Below are 20,734 nucleotides of genomic sequence, written 5' to 3' on the forward strand. Positions count from 1 at the left end.
CAACAATTTCCTTCACTACAACATAGTATGCTTGGGTTCACCTCCGCCCAATCACGAAGCCCGCCCATGTCCATCACGGATAACCTCCTCGCCTTCACCTTCGCCGCCACCCTGCTGACGCTCACACCCGGCCTCGATACAGCCCTGGTGCTCAGGACCGCGGCGGTGGAAGGCAAGCGCCAGGCACTGCAAGCTACGCTGGGCATTAACGCCGGCTGCCTGCTGTGGGGCGCAGCGGTTGCCTTCGGTCTGGGCGCACTGATCGCTGTGTCGGAAGTCGCCTTCAACCTGCTCAAGTACTGCGGCGCCGCGTACCTGGCCTGGCTGGGGTTGAACATGCTGATGCGTCCGCGCCGCTCACTGGCCAGCGCCGAGGTGCAGGGCAAGCCGGCCGGCAACTGGTTTATCAAGGGCATGCTGGGCAATGTGCTCAACCCCAAGGTGGGAATTTTCTATGTGTCGTTCCTGCCGCAGTTCATCCCCCAGGGCCAGCCGTTGATCCTGTGGACGTTCGGCCTGGTGGGCATCCATGTGCTGCTCGGCCTGGCGTGGTCACTGGTGTTGATGGGTGCCACGCAGCCGCTGTCCGGTTTCCTGCGCCGGGAAAAGGTCATCCAGTGGATGGACCGCACCACTGGAATGATCTTCATAGTGTTTGCAGCGCGGTTGGCATTCAGCAGGCGCTGAGCCGTATGGACAGTTCGATGTCATCGGCAAACGGTACAGACACGTAGCCGTTCTCCGGTGCGCGTACGTGGGCCAGGTATTCAGGGCAGTAATCGGTGTTGTCCGCCACCACCAGCGCGCCGGGGCGCAGGTGCTTTTCTACCAGGCCCAGCACGTCGCCATACAGCGTCTTGGCGCCGTCCAGCAGCAGCAAGTCCACGCTGTCCGGCAGGCCGCTGGCCAGGGTGACCAGTGCGTCGCCTTCGCGGATATGGATCAAGTCACTCACCCCGCCTTCGATGAAGTGCTCACGCGCCAGGGCAATCTTCGAGGCTTCGAATTCGCTGCCGATCAGCACACCGCCGCCGTTGTCACGCAGCGCAGCGGCCAGGTGCAAGGTGGACAGGCCGAACGACGTGCCAAACTCCACAATCGCCCGCGCCTTGCTGCTGCGCGCCAACAGGTAGAGCAGCTTGCCGGTGTCCCGCGAGACCGGCAGCCACAGGTCCTTGAGCAGCGAATACAGCGCCACGTATTCGGTCTTGCTGCGCATCAGCCGATCGCGTTCCTCCTTGGATACCGAGTTCACCAAGGGGCTGGTAGCGGCGCTGGCCTGGGTATAAAGACGTTCGATCAGGGGCGCCAAAGGCGCAGTGGTCAGGCTAGACATAATGGATTTCCGTAGGGTTGGGGCTAAGATGCGACTCATTCGTCGCATTAAAAGTATGCGAGTGATTCCCATCCTTCGCTATTCGCATTCGCCCTGCTTACGGAGCCCCGTATGACCCGCCATCAGCCCCCGTGTATTTCCACGCGCAAACAGCCACAACAGGCGCGTTCCACCGAGCTGGTGGCGGCGATTCTCGAAGCGGCTGTTCAGGTTTTGGCCAAGGAAGGCGCCACCCGTTTCACCACCGCTCGGGTCGCTGAAAAAGCCGGCGTGAGCGTGGGGTCGGTGTACCAATACTTCCCCAACAAAGCGGCGATTCTGTTCCGTTTGCAGAGTGATGAGTGGCAACAGACCACCCGGATGCTGCGCAACATCCTGGAGAAACACGATGAAGCGCCGCTGGATCGCCTGCGCACGTTGGTGCATGCCTTCATCCAGTCGGAATGCGAGGAAGCGCAGATGCGCGGGGCATTGAGCGATGCGGCGCCGCTCTATCGCGATGCACCGGAAGCGCTGGAAGTCCGGGCGGCGGGCCGGGAGGCTTTCGAAGCGTTCATGCTGGAGCTGCTGCCCGAGGTGGCCGAGAACACACGCACATTGGCCTGCGACCTGATGCTTACCACGCTCAGCTCAGTGGGCAAGGAGTTCTCGTGCAGCCCGCGCACGACGGAAAAAATTGCTGTGTATGCCGAGGGAATGGCTGATATGTTTCGCGCCTATGTAAAGGCGCTCAACCCTCCGTGAAGCGCGGCAAAGCTTGTTGCAAGTTCGCTTTGGCGAAACGGCTTGGTAAGCCGCGGAAGATCCGGGTCCAGCCCCTCACGTTCGGCATACCCGGAGACCAGCAGGATCGCGGTTTCAGGCAACAATTGGAAATTTCACTGACAGTTTCTCCGACACCCGCGCTAAAAAGCCAACCGATACCGCACTTCTTCCAGTGTGACACCGCCCCTCTGGAGCGTACGCTCGCTGCCTATGTCCTCGACACAGCCCGCCCTGCGATAAAACCGGATAGCTCGTTCATTCCGGCTCAAGACCCAAAGCGTCAAATCCTGGTACCCCTGCACCATCAAGTTCTGCAAGCCCGCTTTCCACAACGCCAGCCCCACGCCTGTTTGCCAGTACCCGGCCAACACATAGATGGCCATGACCTCACCAGTGTTTTTACCCGCAGCCTCCTCGTCACGGCTGGCACCGACCGATATCCAACCGACCACCTGCCCATCCACCTCCGCGACCCAAACCTTGGGCTCGTCCGCTTCAATCGAGCGCATCCAAAAGGATTCACGCTGCGCCAGGGTGGCTTGCAAACCGCTCAAATACTCGGCCGGCATCAGGTCACGGTAGGCGTCCTGCCAACTGCTGATATGCACCTGGGCAATGTCCCTTGCGTCGTCGGGTAATGCCTTGCGGATCATGCCGGTATTCCTTTTTCGAGCAATGGCCTTCCAGTAAACCCACGCCTCATGACCGTTTATATTCGCCGGGTGGCGACGGGGCTATCCGGCTTCGAACAAATCGCTGTCTGGGCGCCCAGGTTGGCTGATATGTTGCGAGCCTCACGAGCAAAGGTAAGCGCTATGCCACCGTTAACCAGCAATGCCGCACTGCTGATCATCGACATGCAGCAAGGCATGAACCAGCCGAAGCTTGGGCGACGCAACAACCCCGGCGCCGAAGCGCAGATACAGCGCCTGCTGCAGGCGTGGCGGCAGTCCAACCGCACGGTGGTGCACATCCGCCACATATCCCGCTCGCCCGACTCGGTGTTCTGGCCGGGCCAACCGGGTTGCGAGTTCCAGCCGCCCCTGCAACCGCTGGCGCATGAGCACGTGGTGGAAAAGAACGTCCCGGATGCTTTCACGGCCACGGGGCTGGAGCGCTGGCTGCATGTGCGTGGGATCCGCCAACTGGTGATCGTCGGCGTGATCACCAACAACTCGGTCGAGTCCACGGCACGTTCGGGCGGCAACCTGGGTTTTGAGGTGACGGTGGTTGCCGACGCCTGCTACACCTTCGACCAGACCGATTTGTCCGGACGCCTGTGGCCAGCCGAGGATGTGCATGCGCTGTCGCTGAGCAATCTGGCGATGGACTATGCCAAGGTTGTAGAGACCACTGAAATCCTGGATAGGTTGTGAGCATGACGCATCAGACCGGCAAGCGAATCGCCTTGCGCAGGTCTCCATGCTCGCTTTCGGCATGTGGCAGCGCATGCGTCCAGTCATAAAACGGCCCGCACGCGCCTCGATATCAGTTTATATGACGAACTGATCCAGAGTTATCAGGCCGCCGGGCTTATCCCGGCGTAAACCAACAGATAGGCCTTCAGTTCCTCTCGTTGCGCGGACGTTACAATCGCGCCGATATACCCATCAGGCCGCACCAGCACCCACTCGCCAATCGCCAGTTGGTAGGCACGTTGAAACTCACCTTGCTCGTCAATCACATCTCCCTCAGGCCCAACGATATGGACCTGCACGCCCGGCCAAGCGGGCACTGAATCACGCGTGACGCCATACCCCAGCAGTGTCCAGTGCGTGCCCTGGAACAGATGGAACAGCCGCAGCGCCTGCCCGGCGGCACCTCGGACCGGCGCGTCCGGCGCCCGGTCGCCCGCTGCAACGCCTTTACGCACGGGGCTCTTCAACGCCAGTGAGGACTCGGGGTAGCCGATGTCCAGTTGATGCACTTCCCTGCCCCGGCGCAGTTCGCCATGCTGCATTTCTCCCAGCAGTCTGGTGGACAAACCGAGCACGGAGGCAGCCACCGGCCGGCGCTCTTCTTCATAGGTATCGAGTAAAGCCTCAGGGGCGCCCTGCACCACCGCTGCCAGCTTCCAGCCGAGGTTGTAGGCGTCCTGCACACTGGTGTTGAGGCCCTGGCCACCGGTGGGCGGGTGGATATGCGCGGCGTCACCCACCAGCAGCACCCGGCGCAGGCGGTAGTGATCGGCCAGGCGTGCATTCATGGTGTAGGCCGATGGCCAGCTCACGCTGTGCACCTGGACATCGGCGCGACCGGTGCGTTGGGCGATCAGCGCGGTGAGCCCTTCGGCGCTGAAGTCGATGTCGCCATCGGCCGGGATCGGCCCCTGAAGCTGGAACAGGTCGGTGCCGGCCAGCGGGCAGATCGCAATCTGGCGTTGCATATCCCCTTCGCCAAAGCGATGCCAGGCCTCACGCGTCAGGCCGGTAAGCACCCCATCCGCCACCAGGGCGCGCACGCCCAGGGTCTTGCCGGGGAAGCCGATAGCCAGCGCATGCCGGACAAAGCTGCGACCACCATCGGCCCCCACCAGCCAGCGGGCACGCAGGCTTTCTTCGCCGCCCTGGCCGGCCAGCCTGGCGGTGACGCCATCGGCATCCTGTTCGAAGCCGACCAGTTCACAACCGAACTCAGGCCAGTGGCCCAGCTCAAACAGGCGCTCGCGCATCACCTGTTCCGTCAGAAACTGCGGCACCATCAAGGGTTGCCGGTAGGGCTCGGCCGGTGTCGGCGCCTTGGATGCAGTGAATTCGGCATCGCTGTAGCTGCCATCGTCGCGGTAGCGCCGGTCAGTCGGATAGACTCCACCCACCGCCATCAAACGGTCGAGAATCCCCAGGTCCTCGAAGACTTCCTGGGACCTGGGCTGGATACCCTTGCCACGTGAGCCCTGGAATGGCTGGTGGTTTTTTTCGATCAGGCGGAAGCTGATGCCCCTTCTCGCCAGGTCGATCGCCAGGGTCAGGCCGGCGGCACCGGCACCGCAAATCAGTACATCGACAGCCAATTGCGCTTTCATATGGATCACCTATATGTGCAATACGCACATATTAAGAGAGGCCAACACCGTGTCAATTAAAAGTGTGCAAAAGGCACATATATCCGCCCAGCTGCGTGACCTGCATGGCTCATTGGTCGAGATCGTAGGGGTGATGAACCGCCCGCAACGCGACGAGGCGATGGTGCGCGAAGCCGGGATTTCCCTGGACCGCGCCCTGTTTCCGTTGCTGGTGCTGGTCGAGCGCCTGGGGCCGATTGGCGTGGTCGAACTCGCCGACCGCGTGGGCCGTGACTACACCACGGTGAGCCGGCAGGTGGCGAAGCTGGAAAGCCAGGGGTTGGTTACGCGACAGGCAAGCGCACTCGACCGCCGAGTGCGCGAGTCGGTGATCACCGAGAAAGGCAAGGCCATGACCGACCGCGTCGATGACGCGCGGGAAAGGATCGGTATGTCGATCTTCTCCACCTGGGAGGAAGGCGATTTCGACAATCTGGTGCGGTTGATGCGCAAGTTTGCCGAGGACATCAAGGAGGATTCCGTGCGTGCGACGAAGGGGATTTCCTGAGGCCATCCACTTGCTGGTTTGCTGTGGCGAGCGGGCTTGTTGTGGCGAGCGGGCTTGCCCCGCGTTGGGGCGCGAAGCGGCCCCCTCTCTCAGGGCCACATCGCTGCTTCAGGTAGACCGAGGTGCTGGGATTGGGGCTGCTGCGCAGCCCAACGCGGGGCAAGCCCGCTCGCCACAACAAGCCCATTCACCTCAGCAAGGCCATTCACCTCAGCAAGCTCTTTCACCTCAGCAAGCCCGCGCACGGCATCAATCCAACGCCAACTCCACCACCCCACCGTTCAACCGCACCGGCCATACCCGCAAGCGCTGCTCCGGTGCCTCCAGGCACTGCCCGTCTGCCAGGCGGTAATGTTGCTTGTAGATAGGCGCCGCCACCACCAGGTCACCCTTGATGCTGCCGATCAAACCGCGACCGATCACATTCGCCCCCGACTGCGGGTCGTGATTGTCGATGGCATACAGCGTCTGCGCCTGCGCGCCCGGCAGGTAGAACAGTGCGACTTGCGCGCCGTCCAGCCACACCACCACGCCGGAGTTGCTCACCAGGTCTTGCTCGCGGCACACCTGCGTCCAGGTGGCCAGGTTGCGTTGGGTAGTGGCTTGGCTCATCAGGCAATCTCCTCGGTGACGGCAATCAGGTTGAGTTCGGCGGCCATGATTGGCCGGCGCTGGCCGCGTTCCTGGACGAAGTGGATGTCCGGGTCGGGGCGTTTGTCGTTGACGAAGGTGCGGAAGCGCTTGAGTTTTTCCGGGTCCTTGAGGGCGTTGGCCCACTCGCATTCGTAGCGGTCGACCACCCGTTGCATCTGCGCTTCGAGCTCGGCGCCCAGGCCCAGGCTGTCGTGCAGGATCACGTCCTTGAGAAAATCCAGGCCGCCTTCCAGGCTCTCGCGCCACACCGAGGTGCGCTGCAGCTTGTCGGCGGTGCGGATGTAGAACATCAGGAAGCGATCGATGTAGCGAATCAGCGTGGCGTCATCCAGGTCGGTGGCGAACAGCTCCGCATGGCGCGGGCGCATGCCGCCGTTGCCGGCGATGTAGAGGTTCCAGCCTTTCTCGGTGGCGATCACGCCCACGTCCTTGCTCTGGGCTTCGGCGCACTCGCGGGTGCAACCGGACACCGCGAACTTGAGCTTGTGCGGCGAACGCAGGCCCTTGTAGCGGTCTTCGATCAGCAGCGCCATTTTCACGCTGTCCTGCACGCCGTAGCGGCACCAGGTGCTGCCCACGCAGGACTTCACCGTACGCGTGGACTTGCCGTACGCATGGCCGGTCTCGAAACCGGCCGCGATCAATTCGCCCCAGATATCCGGCAACTCGTGCAGCTGTGCGCCAAACAGGTCGATGCGCTGGCCGCCGGTGATCTTGGTGTAGAGGTCATATTTCTTCGCCACTTCACCGATCACAATGAGTTTGTCCGCAGTGATCTCGCCACCCGGAATACGCGGCACCACCGAATAGGTGCCGTTCTTCTGCATGTTGGCCATGAACGTATCGTTGGTGTCCTGCAACGGCACCAGAGACGGGTCCATGATCGGCTGGTTCCAGCACGACGCCAGGATCGAGCCCACCGCCGGCTTGCACACGTCGCAACCAGTGTGACCACGGCCATGTTTGGCCAGCAGTTCGTCGAAGGCGACGATGCCTTCCACGCGCACCAGCGCGTACAGCTCCTGGCGGGTATGGGCAAAGTGTTCGCACAGGCTCTTGTCGACACTCACGCCACGGGTGATCAGCTCATGCTCGAACACCTGCTTGAGCAACCCGGCGCAGCCGCCGCAACCGGTGCAGGCCTTGGTCTGCGACTTGAGCAGGCCGAGGTCGCTGCAACCGCCGTCGATGGCAGAGCAGATCGCGCCTTTGGTCACGTTATGGCAAGAGCACACGGTAGCCGATTCCGGCAGCGCGCCGGGGCCGAGGGTGGGTGCGCCGCTGGAAGACGGCAGGATCAGGCTGGCCGGTTCGGACGGCAACGCGATGCCGTTCTGCATGTACTGCAGCAACGTGTCGTAGTAGCTGTTATCGCCGACCAATACGGCACCGATCACCTGCTTGCCCGAAGCATCCACCACCAGGCGCCGATAGCTGGCACTGGCCTCGTCGATGAATTGGTAGCTGCGCGCCCCGGGCGTGTGGGCATGGGCGTCGCCGATGGAACCCACGTCCACGCCGAGCAACTTGAGCTTGGTCGACATGTCGGCGCCCACAAACGGCTCGGCGGTTTGCGCGCAGAGCAGCGCGGCGACGCCCCGCGCCATCTGGTAGCCCGGCGCGACCAGGCCGAACAGGCTGCCGTTCCAGCAAGCGCACTCGCCAATCGCGTAGATATTCGGGTCGCAGCTCAGGCATTCATCGTTGATCACCACACCGCCACGCGGGCCGATGTCCAGGCCGGCCTGGCGGGCCAGTGCGTCCTGGGCGCGGATGCCGGCGGAGAACACGATCAGGTCGGTTTCAAGGAATTCGTCATTGGCAAAGTTCATGCGGTAGCGGTACTGCGCGCCGGCGCTGATCGACTGGGTCGCACGGGACAAATGCACGCCCACGCCCAGCCGCTCGATCTGCGCCTTGAGCGCCAGGCCGCCGAAGTCATCCAGTTGCACCGGCATCAGGCGCGGCGCGAACTCCACCACATGGGCTTCAAGGCCCAGGCTTTTCAGCGCATTGGCGGCTTCCAGGCCTAGCAGGCCACCGCCCACCACCACGCCGCGTCGGGCATTGGCGGCGGCCTTGCGGATCGCATCCAGGTCTTCAAGGGTGCGATACACCAGGCGTGAGTCGCCCTCGGCGCCTTCGATCGGCGGCACGAACGGATAGGAACCGGTGGCCAGTACCAGCTTGTCGTAGGCGACACAGCCGTCGGCGGTGATCACTTCACAGCGGGCGCGGTCGATCTCCAGCACCGGCACGCCCAGGTGCAAGGTCACCCCCGGCGTCTGGTACAGCGCAGCGTCGGACAGCGCCAGCGACTCGGCATCGCGCCCGGTGAAATACTCGGACAGATGCACCCGGTCATAGGCGCGCATCGGCTCCTCGCTGAACACGTGCAAACGGTAGTGAGCCAGCGCGCCGCGTTCGATCAGTTGCGCCACACAGTGGTGGCCGACCATGCCATTGCCGACGACGATCAAGGTTTTGAGAGGGTTCATAGTAAGCACCTGACAACGCTCATCACGGTTTTAAAAGCAAAAAAAAACGCCTGAAACCTTGCGGTTCCAGGCGTCTTTGCCTGTTCTTGTGCGGTTCGGACCAGGCGACTGCGCCGGATTCACCGCTATTGCCCTGGTTGTCGATCGTCGTTGACCGAGGTGGGTTGATCGGGAGCTTGCAGGGTCTGTGCCAAGCGAAGACAAAGCCCGCACTCAAGGCATCACACGCCAAACAACGGCGATGAAACTGCGCGTAATCGCCTCCAACTGGTGCACCTCGCGTCATAAAAGTGCACAAACCCCTTCTGTGGCGAGCGGGCTTGCCCCGCGTAGGGCCGCGTAGCGGCCCTAAAGGAAAACGCCGCGATCTTTCTGGAAGCTCGCGGCGTCTGGATCAGGGCTGCTTCGCAGCCCAACGCGGGGCAAGCCCGCTTGCCACAAAAAAACCTGGCGCGTGACTTGCTAGGAACACTCCAACCAGGCAGTCAACGCAGACTGCCCTCTCACGACAAAGGCGCCGTGTAACCCCCGTTCTGAACGGAGGGTTACAAGGCGCCTTTTTTGTTTATACGGGTTTCAGATGGCCAACCAAAACATACGCAGTGTGTGTCCCTATTGTGGCGTGGGCTGCGGCATCATCCTGCAGGTCGAGCACAATAAAGTGGTCAAGGTGATCGGCGACAAGGCCCACCCCACCAACTTCGGGCGCCTGTGCACCAAGGGCACTACCTGCGGCCAGGCCATCGCCGAGTCCGGCCGCATGGAGAACGCCTATGTGCGCCAGGCCCGCGACCATGACCCCGTACGCCTCGGCATGGACAAGGCCATCAGCGAAACCGCCCGGCGCCTGCGCCAGACCCTCGACACACACGGCCCGGACGCGCTGGCCTTCTACGTATCAGGCCAGATGTCGCTAGAGTCCCAGTACCTGATCAACAAATTGGCCAAGGGCTTTGTGCGCACCGCCAACATCGAGTCCAACTCGCGCCTGTGCATGGCCAGCGCCGGCAGTGGCTACAAACTGTCCCTCGGTTCCGACGGCCCACCGGGCTCCTATGAAGACTTCGACCGCGCCGACCTGTTCTTCGTGATCGGCGCGAACATGGCCGACTGTCACCCCATCCTGTTCCTGCGCATGATGGACCGGGTCAAGGCCGGGGCGAAGCTGATCGTGGTCGACCCCCGGCGCAGCGCCACGGCAGACAAGGCCGACCTGTTCCTGCCGATCAACCCCGGCACCGACCTGGCCCTGCTCAATGGCCTGTTGCACCTGCTGCTGAAAAACGGCCATACCGATCCTGCCTTCATCGCGAACTTCACCGAAGGCTGGGAGGCGATGCCGCCATTTCTGGAGGACTATTGCCCCGAGCACGTCGCCGCCATCACCGGCCTCGCCGAAGCGGATATCCGCCAAGCCGCCGACTGGATCGGCCAGGCCACCGAGTGGATGAGCTGCTGGACCATGGGCCTCAACCAGAGCACCCACGGCACCTGGAACACCAACGCGCTCTGCAACCTGCACCTGGCCACCGGCGCCATTTGCCGCACAGGCAGCGGGCCGTTTTCCCTCACCGGCCAACCCAATGCCATGGGCGGCCGCGAGATGGGCTACATGGGCCCGGGCCTGCCGGGGCAGCGCTCAGTGTTGGTGGACGCGGACCGCGCCTTCATCGAAAACCTGTGGCAAATCCCCCACGACAGCCTGCCGCGCCAGGCCGGCAGTGGCACCGTGGCGATGTTCGAGCAGATGGCCGCCGGCCGGATCAAGGCCTGCTGGATCATCTGCACCAACCCGGTGGCCAGCGTGCCCAACCGGCAAACCGTGATCAACGGCCTGCACACCGCCGAGCTGGTGATCAGCCAGGACGCCTTCCTCGACACCGAGACCAACCGCTACGCCGACATCCTGCTGCCCGGCGCACTGTGGGCCGAGGCCGAGGGCGTGATGATCAACTCCGAGCGCAACCTGACCCTGATGCAAAAGGCCGTGGACGCGCCCGGCGAGACCCTGCCCGACTGGCAGATCATCGCCCGGGTCGCCTGTGAGATGGGCTTTGCCGAGGCCTTCACCTACGCATCCGCCGCCGAGGTCTTTGAAGAAATCAAACAGGCCTGGAACCCCAAGACCGGCTACGACATCCGTGGCGCCAGCTACCCGCGCCTGCGTGAAAACCCTGTGCAATGGCCCTGCGCATCGATTAAAGCAGCGCACCGCAACCCGATCCGCTACCGTCATGGCGGCACCCTCACCTTCGCCACCGAAAACGGCAAGGCGCGGTTCTTCGCTCGCGCGCATATGCCGCCCGCCGAGATGCCCGACGACGGGTTTCCCTTCGTGCTCAACACCGGTCGTGTGCAGCACCAGTGGCACACCCTGACCAAGACCGGCAAGATCGCCACCCTGAACAGACTCAACCCCGGCCCCTTCGTCGAACTGCACCCCGAAGACGCCGCCCGCCTGGGCATCAAGGACAAGGACCGGGTCGAAATACGCTCCCGGCGCGGCCATGCCGTGCTGCCCGCCGTGGTCACTGACCGCGTGCAGCCGGGCAACTGCTTTGCGCCGTTTCACTGGAACGACGTGTTCGGCGAACACCTGGCGATCAACGCAGTGACCCATGATGCGGTGGACCCGATTTCCCTGCAGCCGGAGTTCAAGTGCTGCGCCGTCGCCCTCAGCCGTGTCGAGCTGATCGACCACCAGTTCCTCGACCTCCCTTCCCCCGTAGCAGAGGACACCGCCATGTCGCGCCTCGACGCCTTCGCCGACATCACCGGCATCCGCCACCTATCGCCACCGCCCCTGAACGACAGCGAACGCACCTACCTCGCCGGCTTCCTCAGCGGCTTGCACACCAGCGCCGCGCGCCAGGGTTTCGGCGTACCGACCCTGCCGGCGACTGCGCCGCTGACCGAGGCGTCACGCTTATGGCTGAACGGCTTGCTCGCCGGCTTGTTCAGTCCTACAGCCCCCCTCGCCGCGCCCTCCCCGGCCGTCACCCTGCTGTGGGCCTCGCAGACCGGCAATGCCGAAGCCCTGGCCGAACGCTTTGCCAAGCGCCTGCGCGAAACAGGCATCAGCGTGGAACTGAGCGCGATGGCGGATTTCCCCGCGAGTAAACTGGCAAGCACCCACACCCTGGCGCTGATCAGCAGCACCTTTGGCGACGGCGACCCGCCCGACAACGGCGAAGGTTTCTGGCACAGCCTGCGCACCGCCGAGACTCGCCTGGAGTCGTTGCGCTTTGCGGTATTGGCCTTGGGCGACGCCAACTACGAGCAGTTCTGCAACCACGGCAAGCAACTGGACCGGCGCCTGCTGGAACTGGGGGCAACGCGCCTGCTGGAACGGGTGGACTGCGACACTGAATTCGAAGCCGCCGCGGATGCCTGGCTGGCGCGGTTCCAGCAGGCACTCAACCCGGCAAAACCGGTGGCACCGGCGACTCCCGCCGGTAAAACCAAGCTGTACGGCTCGCGCCTGCTGCTCAACCGCCATCTCAACCCGCACAGCGCGCACAAGGAAACCCGCCAGTTCGCCCTGGACCTGGCCGACTCCGGGCTGACCTATGAAGCCGGGGATGCCCTGGGCATACGACCACGCAACTGCCCCGAACTGGTCAGCGAACTGCTCGACCTCACCCGCCTGAATGCCAGTACTTGCGTGAACATCGACACCTTCGGCGATGTGCCGTTGCAACAGGCCCTCACCCAGCACTTCGAAATCGCCCGGCCCAGCAGCGACACCCTGGCCTTCATCGCCGAGCGCAGCGCCAACCCGGGTCTCAAGCACTTGCTCAACCCCGAGCACAAGGCCGAACTCAATGACTGGCTGTGGGGCCGGCAACTGGCGGATGTGTTGCAGGAATACCCCATCGACTGTTCGGCGGACGAGCTGCTGGGCACCCTCAAGCGTCTGCAACCGCGCTTGTATTCGATTGCCTCCAGCGCCAAGGCGTACCCGCACGAGGTGCACCTCACCGTGGCCGCTGTGCGTTATGGCAAGCGCAAAGGCGTGTCGTCGACCTTCCTCGCCGACCGCGTCGGTGACGGGGAAGTGCCGCTGTTCGTGCAACCGTCGAAACACTTCCGCACGCCCAGCGACGCAGAGGTGCCGATGATCATGATCGGCCCCGGCACCGGCATCGCGCCGTTCCGTGGGTTCTTGCAGGAGCGCCGGGCGCTGGGTCATCAGGGACGCAACTGGCTGTTCTTCGGCGAGCAGCACGCCGCCAGCGACTTCTACTACCAGGACGAGTTGCAAGGTATGCAGCGCGATGGCCTGCTCACCCACCTGAGCCTGGCGTTCTCTCGCGACCAGGCGCAAAAGGTGTATGTGCAGGACCGCATCCGCGATCAGGGCGCCGAGCTTTGGCGCTGGCTACAGGACGGCGCCAGGCTTTACGTCTGCGGCGATGCCAGCCACATGGCCAAGGACGTCGACCAGGCCTTGCGCCTGGTCGCGCAAACCCACGGCGGGCTTGGCGTGGAGGGCGCCGTAGAGTACTGGCGGCAGATGAGCGAACAGAAGCGTTATCTGCGTGATGTGTACTGATTGGATACAGAACAATATGCACTTTGTATTGTGTACAAAAAACCCTAAAGATTTATCGGTGCCAGGCCGAAACAGCAGTGATAGCAAATCGCCTGACTCCTGATCGAGGAATGCAGCGATTTGGCCGCCCTTCACGCTGATGGTCGTCTCGATGAAAATAAAAAATAAGCTGGTCCTGGCATTTGTCTCTGTTGCATTTATTCCGGTCAGCCTGGTGGCCGTGATTTCGGTCATGAACACGCGGACCCAGGCGGTGGATCAGTTCATCGATGGCAGCACCCGGGAGATTCGCCAGATCGACGGTAACATTCGCCAGTTCTTCGATGGCACGTTGCAAAACGTCGATCAGATGGCCACTGATCCTGTATACACTTCTGTCGGCACGCTGAAGAACTACCAGGCCGCCGATGCCGCCAGCCAACCGCTGCCGGCCGAGGCGCAAGCCGTGATCGAGCGCTTCGCACGCTTTGGCGCCACCCACCCGGCGGCAGCGATCCTGTCCATCGGCCTGGAAGACGGCACCTACGCCAAATGGCCGGATGACCCCCAACTGGCCAAATACGACCCGCGCACCCGCCCCTGGTACAAGGCGGCCATGGCCAGCCCCGGCAAAACCGTGCGCACCCCCGCGTATTACTACGACAAGGACGATGTAGCATTGGTGGGCACCGCCCGGGCGATGCTGGAAAACGGCAAGGCCAAGGGCGTGTTCGTGGTCAGCGTCTCCCTGAAAAACCTCACCGAGCTGGTCAAGAGCATCAAGCTGGGCGAAAGCGGCTACGTGATGCTGATCGAAGACGGCGTGGTGCTGGTGGACCCGCGTGACGCCGCCCACAGCTTCAAGCCGCTCAAGGACCTGGGCGCGCCCTACGCGCAGTTGGCCGACACGCCTCAGGGATCCACCGAGGTGGTGATCGATGGCGTGCGCTACATGGCCAACGTGTGGACCTCCCCCGGCCTTGGCTGGCGCTACATCGGCCTGATCGAACACCGTGAAGTCATGGCCGAAGCCACGCGCATGACCTACCTCACGGCCATCATCGTCGGCGTGCTGGTGCTGATCTTCGGGCTGATCGCGGCGGCGTTCTCCAAGGTCATCGTCAAGCCCATCGGCCAGGTCAGCACCGGCTTGCAGTCCATCGCCCAGGGCGAAGGCGACTTGCGCCACGAACTGCAGGTACAGGGCAAGGATGAAACCGCCGAGCTGGCCGGCTGGTTCAACAAGTTCCTCGCGGCGATCCGCCAACTGATCCAGCACATCGGCGCGGCGTCGGCCAATTTGCAGAACGCTTCCAAGGTCAACAGCGAGGTGGCGCACAATATGAACGAGGCGGCCGGACGCCAGCGCGAGGCCGTTGAATTGGTGTCGACCGCATTCAATGAAATGGTCGCCACCGCCAACGAAGTCGCCCGTTCCTGCAGCGGCGCCGCGGAGTCCGCCGAAAACGGCCACCGGCGCGTGGCCGAGGGCAAGCAGCAGATCGAAGTCACCACCGACAACGTCAATCGCCTGGGGCGCCGTCTCACCGAGTCGTCCCAGGCCATGGTCGAACTGGAAGCTGGCAGCCGCAGCATCAACCAGATCCTCGGCACCATCCGCGCGATTGCCGAACAGACCAACCTGCTGGCCCTCAACGCCGCCATCGAGGCCGCCCGGGCCGGTGACCAGGGCCGTGGCTTCGCGGTGGTGGCCGATGAAGTGCGTGCCCTGGCCAAGCGCACGTCCGACTCCACCGGCGAGATCGAGCAACTGCTCGGCACCCTGGAAAACAAGACCCAGGAAGTCACCCAGAAGATGGGCAGTTGCCTGGACTTGTCGCGGGCCAGTGTGTCATCCATCGAAAGTGCGCGGGACAGCTTCGAAGGTATCCAGACGTCGGTGAACGAGATCCGCGACCAGAACCTGCAGATTTCCGCCGCCGCCGAGGAACAACACAGCGTGGCCGAAGAGATCAACCGGCACATCCAGCAGATCTACGACGAGGCACGCCTGGTGGAGAGCCTGGCCAACTCGGCGCAGGACGACTCGGGGCGCTTGTCCACTCTGTCGGATGAATTGAATGGATTGGTGGGGCGCTTCAAGTCCTGAGGAAGTCAGTGCTCTGGCGCCATATGGCAAACGCTCAAATGCGCGATTGCGCAACCATCCAGGCCTGGAACGCCTGAAGTCGAGCCGTGAATGTTTCACGGTCGGCACTCGGGTTCCGGGCCTCGAACAAAAAGAAGGCCACCTGAGTCATCTTGGATGGGTACTCCTTTACGAACAGCGCCACATGCATTTCCAGCGTATGCGGCCACGATGCCTGCTCACCGCAGAGTATCTGGGTGGCTCTGAGCAGCTTGCGTGACGCTTCGCGCTGCAGGCGGAGTCGCTCCTGTTCGTTGGCGGCATGTGCGATGCGGCCAAGGTAAGCGGTGAGCACCGCTTCAAAGTCACCGTTCACGGCCAGGGCAATATCCAGTGATGGCCGAAACCGCTCGAACTGCGCCGACAGATCATTGCCCCACACGCACCGGCAGTGGTGCTTGAGCCAGAATCCCCAGCTGCTGCCGTTTTCGATGGCCAGTACCTGTGCGCGGCTGCCGATATCGAAATCCACCTTGGTGACTTGCGGGTACCGCACGGCCAGGTCGCATCGCACCCGCTCCAACCGCTCCAAAACTGCAGAGGTCGGCGGCTCACATAGCACCACCGTCAGATCAAGATCGGAAACGCCCGGCAGCGCATCGCCACGCGCGACGCTGCCATAAAGATAAAGGCCGTCCACTCCCAAGTCAGGTTGCGAGAGCACGTTGCAGACAGCCTCGAGCAGTGGCTGAAACTCACGCTGCACGGGGACGTGGGGAACCGTAAGGATAAAGCCCTCAGCGTCCACCCCCGTGGATTGCGCCGGGCTCATGGATGATGCCTCTCGATCACCAGGCCCTCAGCCTCGCTCGGTACACTGAAATGGCGGGTAATCAGATCAAACTCAGCATCAGTGGCGGCAAAGTCATGCTCACCCTGGGCGTTGCGCGCATGCAGCCTGGCCCGACAGGTGGCGTCATCCAGCTCCAGGTAGTGCAGGCAGTGCCGGGCCTTGGCGGCGTGTGCCAACCCCAGCAGCCATTCGCGACTGGCCACTGTATTGGCAGGGAAATCCAGCACCACGTCGAGGCCCGACTGCAGCACATTGATCACCAAGGGGCCCAGTACGCCGCGAATACGCTGGGCGCATTTGATGTAATCCGCAATGGCGTGGATTTCACCGGGGTAAAGCGTGGCGAGCCAGTGGTCTTCGCTGAGCACAATGGCAGCGTGCTCAGTGGCGAGGGTCTTGGCGAGTGTGGACTTGCCGGAGGCGATCTTGCCGCAGAGCAAATGCAGGGTTGGCATGGGGCGGTTCCTTATGTCAGTCCCGCCAGCATGACCGCCATGGATTGATCACACAACGCCCCGTTTCCAATGCTCGTGGAACGCCAGGGCCGCGACATTCTTGTCCTTGGCTTCGAGCATGATGTCGAAGCGGTCGAGAAACTGCAGCGCATAATCGTTGGTCCAGCGGTTCCACATCTGTGCGCTGTGGGCGTAGAGGTCGCGCTTGGACACCACCTGCAACAGCGCGTCCATTTCCAGCTTGTGTTCGGCATCAAAGCCCAGCTCTTGCAGGCTCTCCGGGGGCTGGGAGTAATGCATGGTCGGTCGCACGCCGCGCCAGCTTTCAATTACCCGGGCGACCCGCTCCGAGTGGGGGTCGATGTAGTCGTTTTCGTTGATCCAGCAGTGGTGGATGTCCAGGACCACCGGTGCCAGGTCGGCGACTTGCAGGCAATGGTCCAGGCCATAGGTCTTTTCGTCGTTCTCGAACGTGATGCAGTTGCGCGCCACCTCCGACAGGCGCGACCACACGGCGCGGGTGCCTTCCACGCCGAGGCGGCCGGCGATATGCACGTTGCACTTGAGGTCCTGGAAGCGCCGGCCATAACCCATCATGCGGATCATGTCGGCGTGGTATTCGAATTCGGCGAGGCTGTTTTCCACCACGCCGGGGTTTTCCGAGCCGAGTACACAGTATTGGCCCGGGTGGAATGACAGGCGGATATCCGAGGCGCGGGCCAGCTCACCGATGGCGGCAAAACCCTCAACCAATTGACGCTCGATAGCCGGGTCCTTGTAGACGCTGGCCACTTTGGCATGGCTGTAGAACGGCAACAGGTCGCTGCTCAAGCGCAGCATGCGCAGGGTCGAAGGCAATTCAGCGACATACGCCAGCAGGCGCAATTGAGCGGCCAGGTTGTGCGTGACCACTTCCACCAGTTTGTCCCGGGCCATCTGCTGTGTAACGCTGTCCATCCAACGCAACGTGGTGGTGCGCGGGTTGAACGGACCTTCGATCAGCTTTTGGGCACTGGCCGACAGTAGCCGTTCGGGATGTTTGTATTGGCACGCGAAGCCAATGCGTGGGCGAGTCATGGAGGCGCCTGGCGTAGGAAAAAGGAGCGAATGATACGGGGTTAGTCCGGGGTCGACCCAGGCGGGTTCCCACTATTTCGAAACGTTTCACGCTGAACTTTCTCACCGGCGCTACGTTCACTTCTTATGCGCTGCCCCGTCCAGGGGCGTTGTACAACAAGGAGCCGCCCCCGTATGACTACCCTCCCCGTTTACCGATATGCCCCAGGGCCGCTGCATGCGACCTTGCTCGCCGGCACCGTGCCGTTGTTTCTTGGTGCCTTGCTCAGCGACATTGCCTACACCCAGACCTACCAGATCCAATGGGCCAACTTCGCCTCCTGGCTGATTGCCGGCGCGTTGGTGTTCGCAGGTTTCGCGTTTCTGTTCGCGCTGGTCAACCTGCTGCGCGCCGAGCACAAGGCCGGTCAACCCACTCGCTATGTGCTGTTGCTGTTGGCCACTTGGGTACTGGGCCTGGTCAATGCCTTCCAGCATGCCAAGGACGCCTACGCCTCGATGCCCGGCGGCCTGATCCTGTCGGCCATTGTCTTGCTGCTGACGTTGGCGGCCACATGGACCGGCCTGCGTTCGGGAGGTGTCAAATGAAAACGTCCAGCAGCCTGACCCTATTGAGCGCCGCGCTGTTGCTGAGTGCCTGCGGTGGCGAAGGCGACAAGACCCAGGCCCGTGGCCCCGATCCCAAGCTGCCGGAACAGCAAAGCAGCCTGTTGCCGAGCATGAAAATCGCCGAACCTGCGCCCTGGGGCGAACAGAAACCCAAGGTGCCGGACGGCTACAGCATCACCGCGATTGCCACCGACCTGGCGATCCCGCGCCAGACCCTGGTGCTGCCCAACGGCGATATCCTGGTTGCCGAAGGCCGTGGCGGCAGTGCGGCCAAGCTCAAGCCCAAGGATGTGATCGCCAGCCTGATCAAGGCCGAGGGCAACACCAAGGTCAAGAGCGGCAACCGCCTGACCCTGCTGCGCGACGCCGATGGTGACGGCACCTACGAACTCAAGACCGTATTCGCCGACAACCTCAATGCGCCCTACGGCCTGGCGTTTGCCAACGGCAAACTCTACGTGGCCAACCAGGACGCACTGGTGAGCTTCGACTACGCCGACGGCCAGACCAAAGCCAGCGGCCCGCCGAGCACCGTCACCGACCTGCCGGCGCAGATCAACCATCACTGGACCAAGTCTCTGGCCGTGAGCGCCGATGGCAGCCAGCTTTATGTGGGCATCGGCTCCAACAGCAACGTCACCGAACGCGGCATGGAAGTGGAGATCGACCGTGCGATGGTCTGGCAGATCGATGCCGCCACCGGGGCGCACAAGCCCTACGCCACTGGCTTGCGCAACCCCACGGCACTGACCATCCAGCCGGACACCGGGCAACTGTGGACGGTGGTCAACGAGCGCGACGAACTGGGCCCGGACCTGGTGCCGGACTACCTGACCTCGGTGCGTGAAGGCGCGTTCTACGGCTGGCCGTACAGCTACTGGGGCCAGAACGTCGACCCACGCGCTCAACCGCAGAACCCAGCCAAGGTGGCCGCCGCGATCAAGCCGGATTACAGCCTGGGCTCCCACGTGGCCGCCCTTGGCGTGGACTTTTCCATCCCGCAGATGGGCGAGCAGTTTGCCGATGGTGTGTTCGTCGGCGAGCACGGCAGTTGGAACCGCGACAACCCGGTGGGCTACAAGGTGATCTTCGTGCCGTTCAGCAATGGCAAGCCGTCCGGTGAGCCCCTCGACTTCGCCACCGGCTTTCGCGGCGACGACGGCAAGACCCGTGGGCGCCCGGTGGGTGTGACGGTGGACCCGAAAGGTGCGCTGATCATTGCCGATGACCTGGCCAATACCGTTTGGCGCGTGACGCGGAACCGCTAAACAAAATGTTTGACATGGTTGCCTGAAGCAACAATATTGTTGCCTCAGGCAACCATTCGAGCATTTCAGCATGTCCACCCCCTTGCTTGTCGAACGCGCCGGCATCGTGCGCGGCTTCAACCGCTTCTACACCCACCAGATCGGCGTGTTGCAGGAACACTTGCTGCAAAGCGACTACTCCCTGACTGAAATCCGCGTGATGTACGAATTGTCTTCCCGGGGTGATCTCACCAGCGCCGACCTGTGCCAGATGCTCGGCCTCGACGCGGGTTACCTGAGCCGGCTGACCAGTGGCTTTGAAAAGCGCGGCCTGATCCAGAAAGTCCGCTGTGCCACCGACGCCCGCGCCGTGCAATTGCACCTCACCGACCACGGCCGCGCCGTGCTGGCGCCGCTGGAGCAGCAAACCCAGCGCGAAGTCATCGCCCTGCTCGACAGCCTGCCCGAACCGCAACAGCAACAACTCACCGAAGCGATGAAGCGCATCCAGGCCCTGCTGCAAGGCACCGCGCCCAGCTATCTGCTGCGTGACCCGCAACCCGGCGACATGGGCCGCGTGGTGCAGCAGCAAACCGCGATCTATGCCCGTGAATACGGCTGGAATTGGGAATTCGAAGCGCTGGTGGCGGAGATCGTCGCCAAGTATCTGCGCGAATATGACCCCACGTGCGAGCGCTGCTGGATCGCGGAAAAGGACGGCGAGGTGGTGGGCTCGGTGTTCGTGATCCGTCATGACCAGACCACGGCCAAGCTGCGCATGCTCTACGTGGATGCAAGCGCACGGGGCATGGGTATTGGCCAGCGCCTGGTGGATGAGTGCGTACGTTTTGCCCGCCAGGTGGGCTACACACGCATGCTGCTGTGGACCGTGGATATTCTGACCGACGCGCGCAAGCTGTATCAGAAAGCCGGGTTCGAGCTGGTGGAGGAAGAGCCGATGGTCAGCTTCGGCAAAGCCCTGGTCAGCCAGACCTGGGCTCGCCCGCTGTGAAACAGCCCCGCGCCATGGCGGCGCGGGACGTGGAGC

Annotated in this window: 17 protein-coding genes and 1 pseudogene; 10 read left to right on the top strand and 8 right to left on the bottom strand. The window is 62.9% G+C overall.

Annotated elements, in window-relative coordinates; genetic code table 11:
• Positions 1–66 precede the first annotated feature (66 nt).
• Positions 67–687, top strand: a complete 621-nt coding sequence (locus BM017_RS11220; RefSeq protein WP_092243993.1) for a LysE family translocator — start codon at positions 67–69, stop codon at positions 685–687.
• Here BM017_RS11220 and BM017_RS11225 read toward each other — a convergent pair.
• The gene (locus BM017_RS11225; RefSeq protein ID WP_092243996.1) at positions 674–1,336 is read right to left on the bottom strand and encodes an O-methyltransferase; all 663 of its coding nucleotides are present in this window, start codon (positions 1,334–1,336) and stop codon (positions 674–676) included. The genes BM017_RS11220 and BM017_RS11225 overlap by 14 nt on opposite strands.
• Before the next feature lie 111 nt (positions 1,337–1,447).
• On the opposite strand from BM017_RS11225, the gene BM017_RS11230 reads away from it, so the two are divergent.
• Positions 1,448–2,080, top strand: coding sequence for a TetR/AcrR family transcriptional regulator (locus BM017_RS11230; RefSeq protein ID WP_092243999.1), 633 nt, complete (start codon positions 1,448–1,450; stop codon positions 2,078–2,080).
• 161 nt (positions 2,081–2,241) lie between these two features.
• On the opposite strand, the gene BM017_RS11235 is transcribed toward BM017_RS11230, so the two are convergent.
• Positions 2,242–2,754: a GNAT family N-acetyltransferase gene (locus BM017_RS11235; RefSeq protein WP_092244002.1), complete on the bottom strand. Its 513-nt coding sequence runs from the start codon at positions 2,752–2,754 to the stop codon at positions 2,242–2,244.
• A 162-nt stretch (positions 2,755–2,916) separates the two neighbouring features.
• Between BM017_RS11235 and BM017_RS11240 the strand changes: the two genes are divergently transcribed.
• Complete coding sequence (locus BM017_RS11240) at positions 2,917–3,477, top strand: cysteine hydrolase family protein (protein ID WP_092244005.1); 561 nt, start codon at positions 2,917–2,919, stop codon at positions 3,475–3,477.
• A 143-nt stretch (positions 3,478–3,620) separates the two neighbouring features.
• Here the strand turns inward: BM017_RS11240 and BM017_RS11245 are convergent, their stop codons facing one another.
• A complete protein-coding gene (locus tag BM017_RS11245) occupies positions 3,621–5,123 on the bottom strand; it encodes an FAD-dependent oxidoreductase (protein WP_092244008.1) in 1,503 nt (500 codons plus the stop codon).
• Between the two features lie 49 nt (positions 5,124–5,172).
• On the opposite strand from BM017_RS11245, the gene BM017_RS11250 reads away from it, so the two are divergent.
• Positions 5,173–5,670 (top strand): MarR family winged helix-turn-helix transcriptional regulator, encoded by a 498-nt coding sequence (locus BM017_RS11250; RefSeq protein ID WP_231999501.1) that lies wholly within the window; start codon positions 5,173–5,175, stop codon positions 5,668–5,670.
• 249 nt (positions 5,671–5,919) lie between these two features.
• Here BM017_RS11250 and nirD read toward each other — a convergent pair whose 3' ends face one another.
• Positions 5,920–6,282, bottom strand: coding sequence for a nitrite reductase small subunit NirD (gene nirD / locus BM017_RS11255; protein WP_071487881.1), 363 nt, complete (start codon positions 6,280–6,282; stop codon positions 5,920–5,922).
• On the bottom strand, positions 6,282–8,822 hold the full coding sequence (gene nirB, locus BM017_RS11260; protein ID WP_092244011.1) for a nitrite reductase large subunit NirB: 2,541 nt from the start codon (positions 8,820–8,822) through the stop codon (positions 6,282–6,284). The genes nirD and nirB overlap by 1 nt, the downstream gene beginning before the upstream one ends.
• 580 nt (positions 8,823–9,402) lie before the next feature.
• On the opposite strand from nirB, the gene BM017_RS11265 reads away from it, so the two are divergent.
• The 3 genes and pseudogenes from BM017_RS11265 to BM017_RS29625 all read left to right on the top strand — a co-directional run bounded on the left by BM017_RS11265 (position 9,403) and on the right by BM017_RS29625 (position 15,466).
• Positions 9,403–13,377, top strand: coding sequence for a bifunctional nitrate reductase/sulfite reductase flavoprotein subunit alpha (locus BM017_RS11265; protein WP_092244013.1), 3,975 nt, complete (start codon positions 9,403–9,405; stop codon positions 13,375–13,377).
• A 232-nt stretch (positions 13,378–13,609) separates the two neighbouring features.
• Positions 13,610–14,611: pseudogene (locus BM017_RS29620) on the top strand (cache domain-containing protein); the annotation flags it as partial.
• Between the two features lie 87 nt (positions 14,612–14,698).
• Positions 14,699–15,466, top strand: a complete 768-nt coding sequence (locus BM017_RS29625) for a methyl-accepting chemotaxis protein (protein ID WP_371322060.1) — start codon at positions 14,699–14,701, stop codon at positions 15,464–15,466.
• Between the two features lie 34 nt (positions 15,467–15,500).
• On the opposite strand, the gene BM017_RS11275 is transcribed toward BM017_RS29625, so the two are convergent.
• Genes BM017_RS11275 through BM017_RS11285 form a run of 3 tightly spaced genes read right to left on the bottom strand, consistent with a single transcriptional unit; the run spans position 15,501 to position 17,830 of the window.
• Complete coding sequence (locus BM017_RS11275) at positions 15,501–16,277, bottom strand: nucleotidyltransferase domain-containing protein (RefSeq protein ID WP_092244016.1); 777 nt, start codon at positions 16,275–16,277, stop codon at positions 15,501–15,503.
• A complete protein-coding gene (locus BM017_RS11280; protein ID WP_071487885.1) occupies positions 16,274–16,753 on the bottom strand; it encodes a P-loop nucleotide/nucleoside kinase family protein in 480 nt (159 codons plus the stop codon). The genes BM017_RS11275 and BM017_RS11280 overlap by 4 nt, the downstream gene beginning before the upstream one ends.
• Before the next feature lie 48 nt (positions 16,754–16,801).
• A complete protein-coding gene (locus BM017_RS11285) occupies positions 16,802–17,830 on the bottom strand; it encodes an apurinic/apyrimidinic endonuclease family protein (RefSeq protein WP_092244019.1) in 1,029 nt (342 codons plus the stop codon).
• A 174-nt stretch (positions 17,831–18,004) separates the two neighbouring features.
• Here BM017_RS11285 and BM017_RS11290 point away from each other — a divergent pair, with 174 nt between their 5' ends.
• The 3 genes from BM017_RS11290 to BM017_RS11300 all read left to right on the top strand — a co-directional run bounded on the left by BM017_RS11290 (position 18,005) and on the right by BM017_RS11300 (position 20,698).
• Positions 18,005–18,418, top strand: a complete 414-nt coding sequence (locus tag BM017_RS11290) for a DUF2231 domain-containing protein (RefSeq protein WP_071487887.1) — start codon at positions 18,005–18,007, stop codon at positions 18,416–18,418.
• Positions 18,415–19,707, top strand: a complete 1,293-nt coding sequence (locus BM017_RS11295) for a PQQ-dependent sugar dehydrogenase (protein ID WP_092244022.1) — start codon at positions 18,415–18,417, stop codon at positions 19,705–19,707. Before BM017_RS11290 ends, BM017_RS11295 begins: the two co-directional genes overlap by 4 nt.
• A 70-nt stretch (positions 19,708–19,777) precedes the next feature.
• Positions 19,778–20,698 carry a bifunctional helix-turn-helix transcriptional regulator/GNAT family N-acetyltransferase gene (locus BM017_RS11300; RefSeq protein ID WP_092244025.1) on the top strand — a complete coding sequence of 307 codons (921 nt, stop codon included), beginning with the start codon at positions 19,778–19,780 and terminating at the stop codon, positions 20,696–20,698.
• Positions 20,699–20,734 lie beyond the last annotated feature (36 nt).

This window comes from Pseudomonas sp. NFPP04 (genome assembly GCF_900113815.1).
Classification (GTDB): domain Bacteria; phylum Pseudomonadota; class Gammaproteobacteria; order Pseudomonadales; family Pseudomonadaceae; genus Aquipseudomonas; species Aquipseudomonas extremorientalis.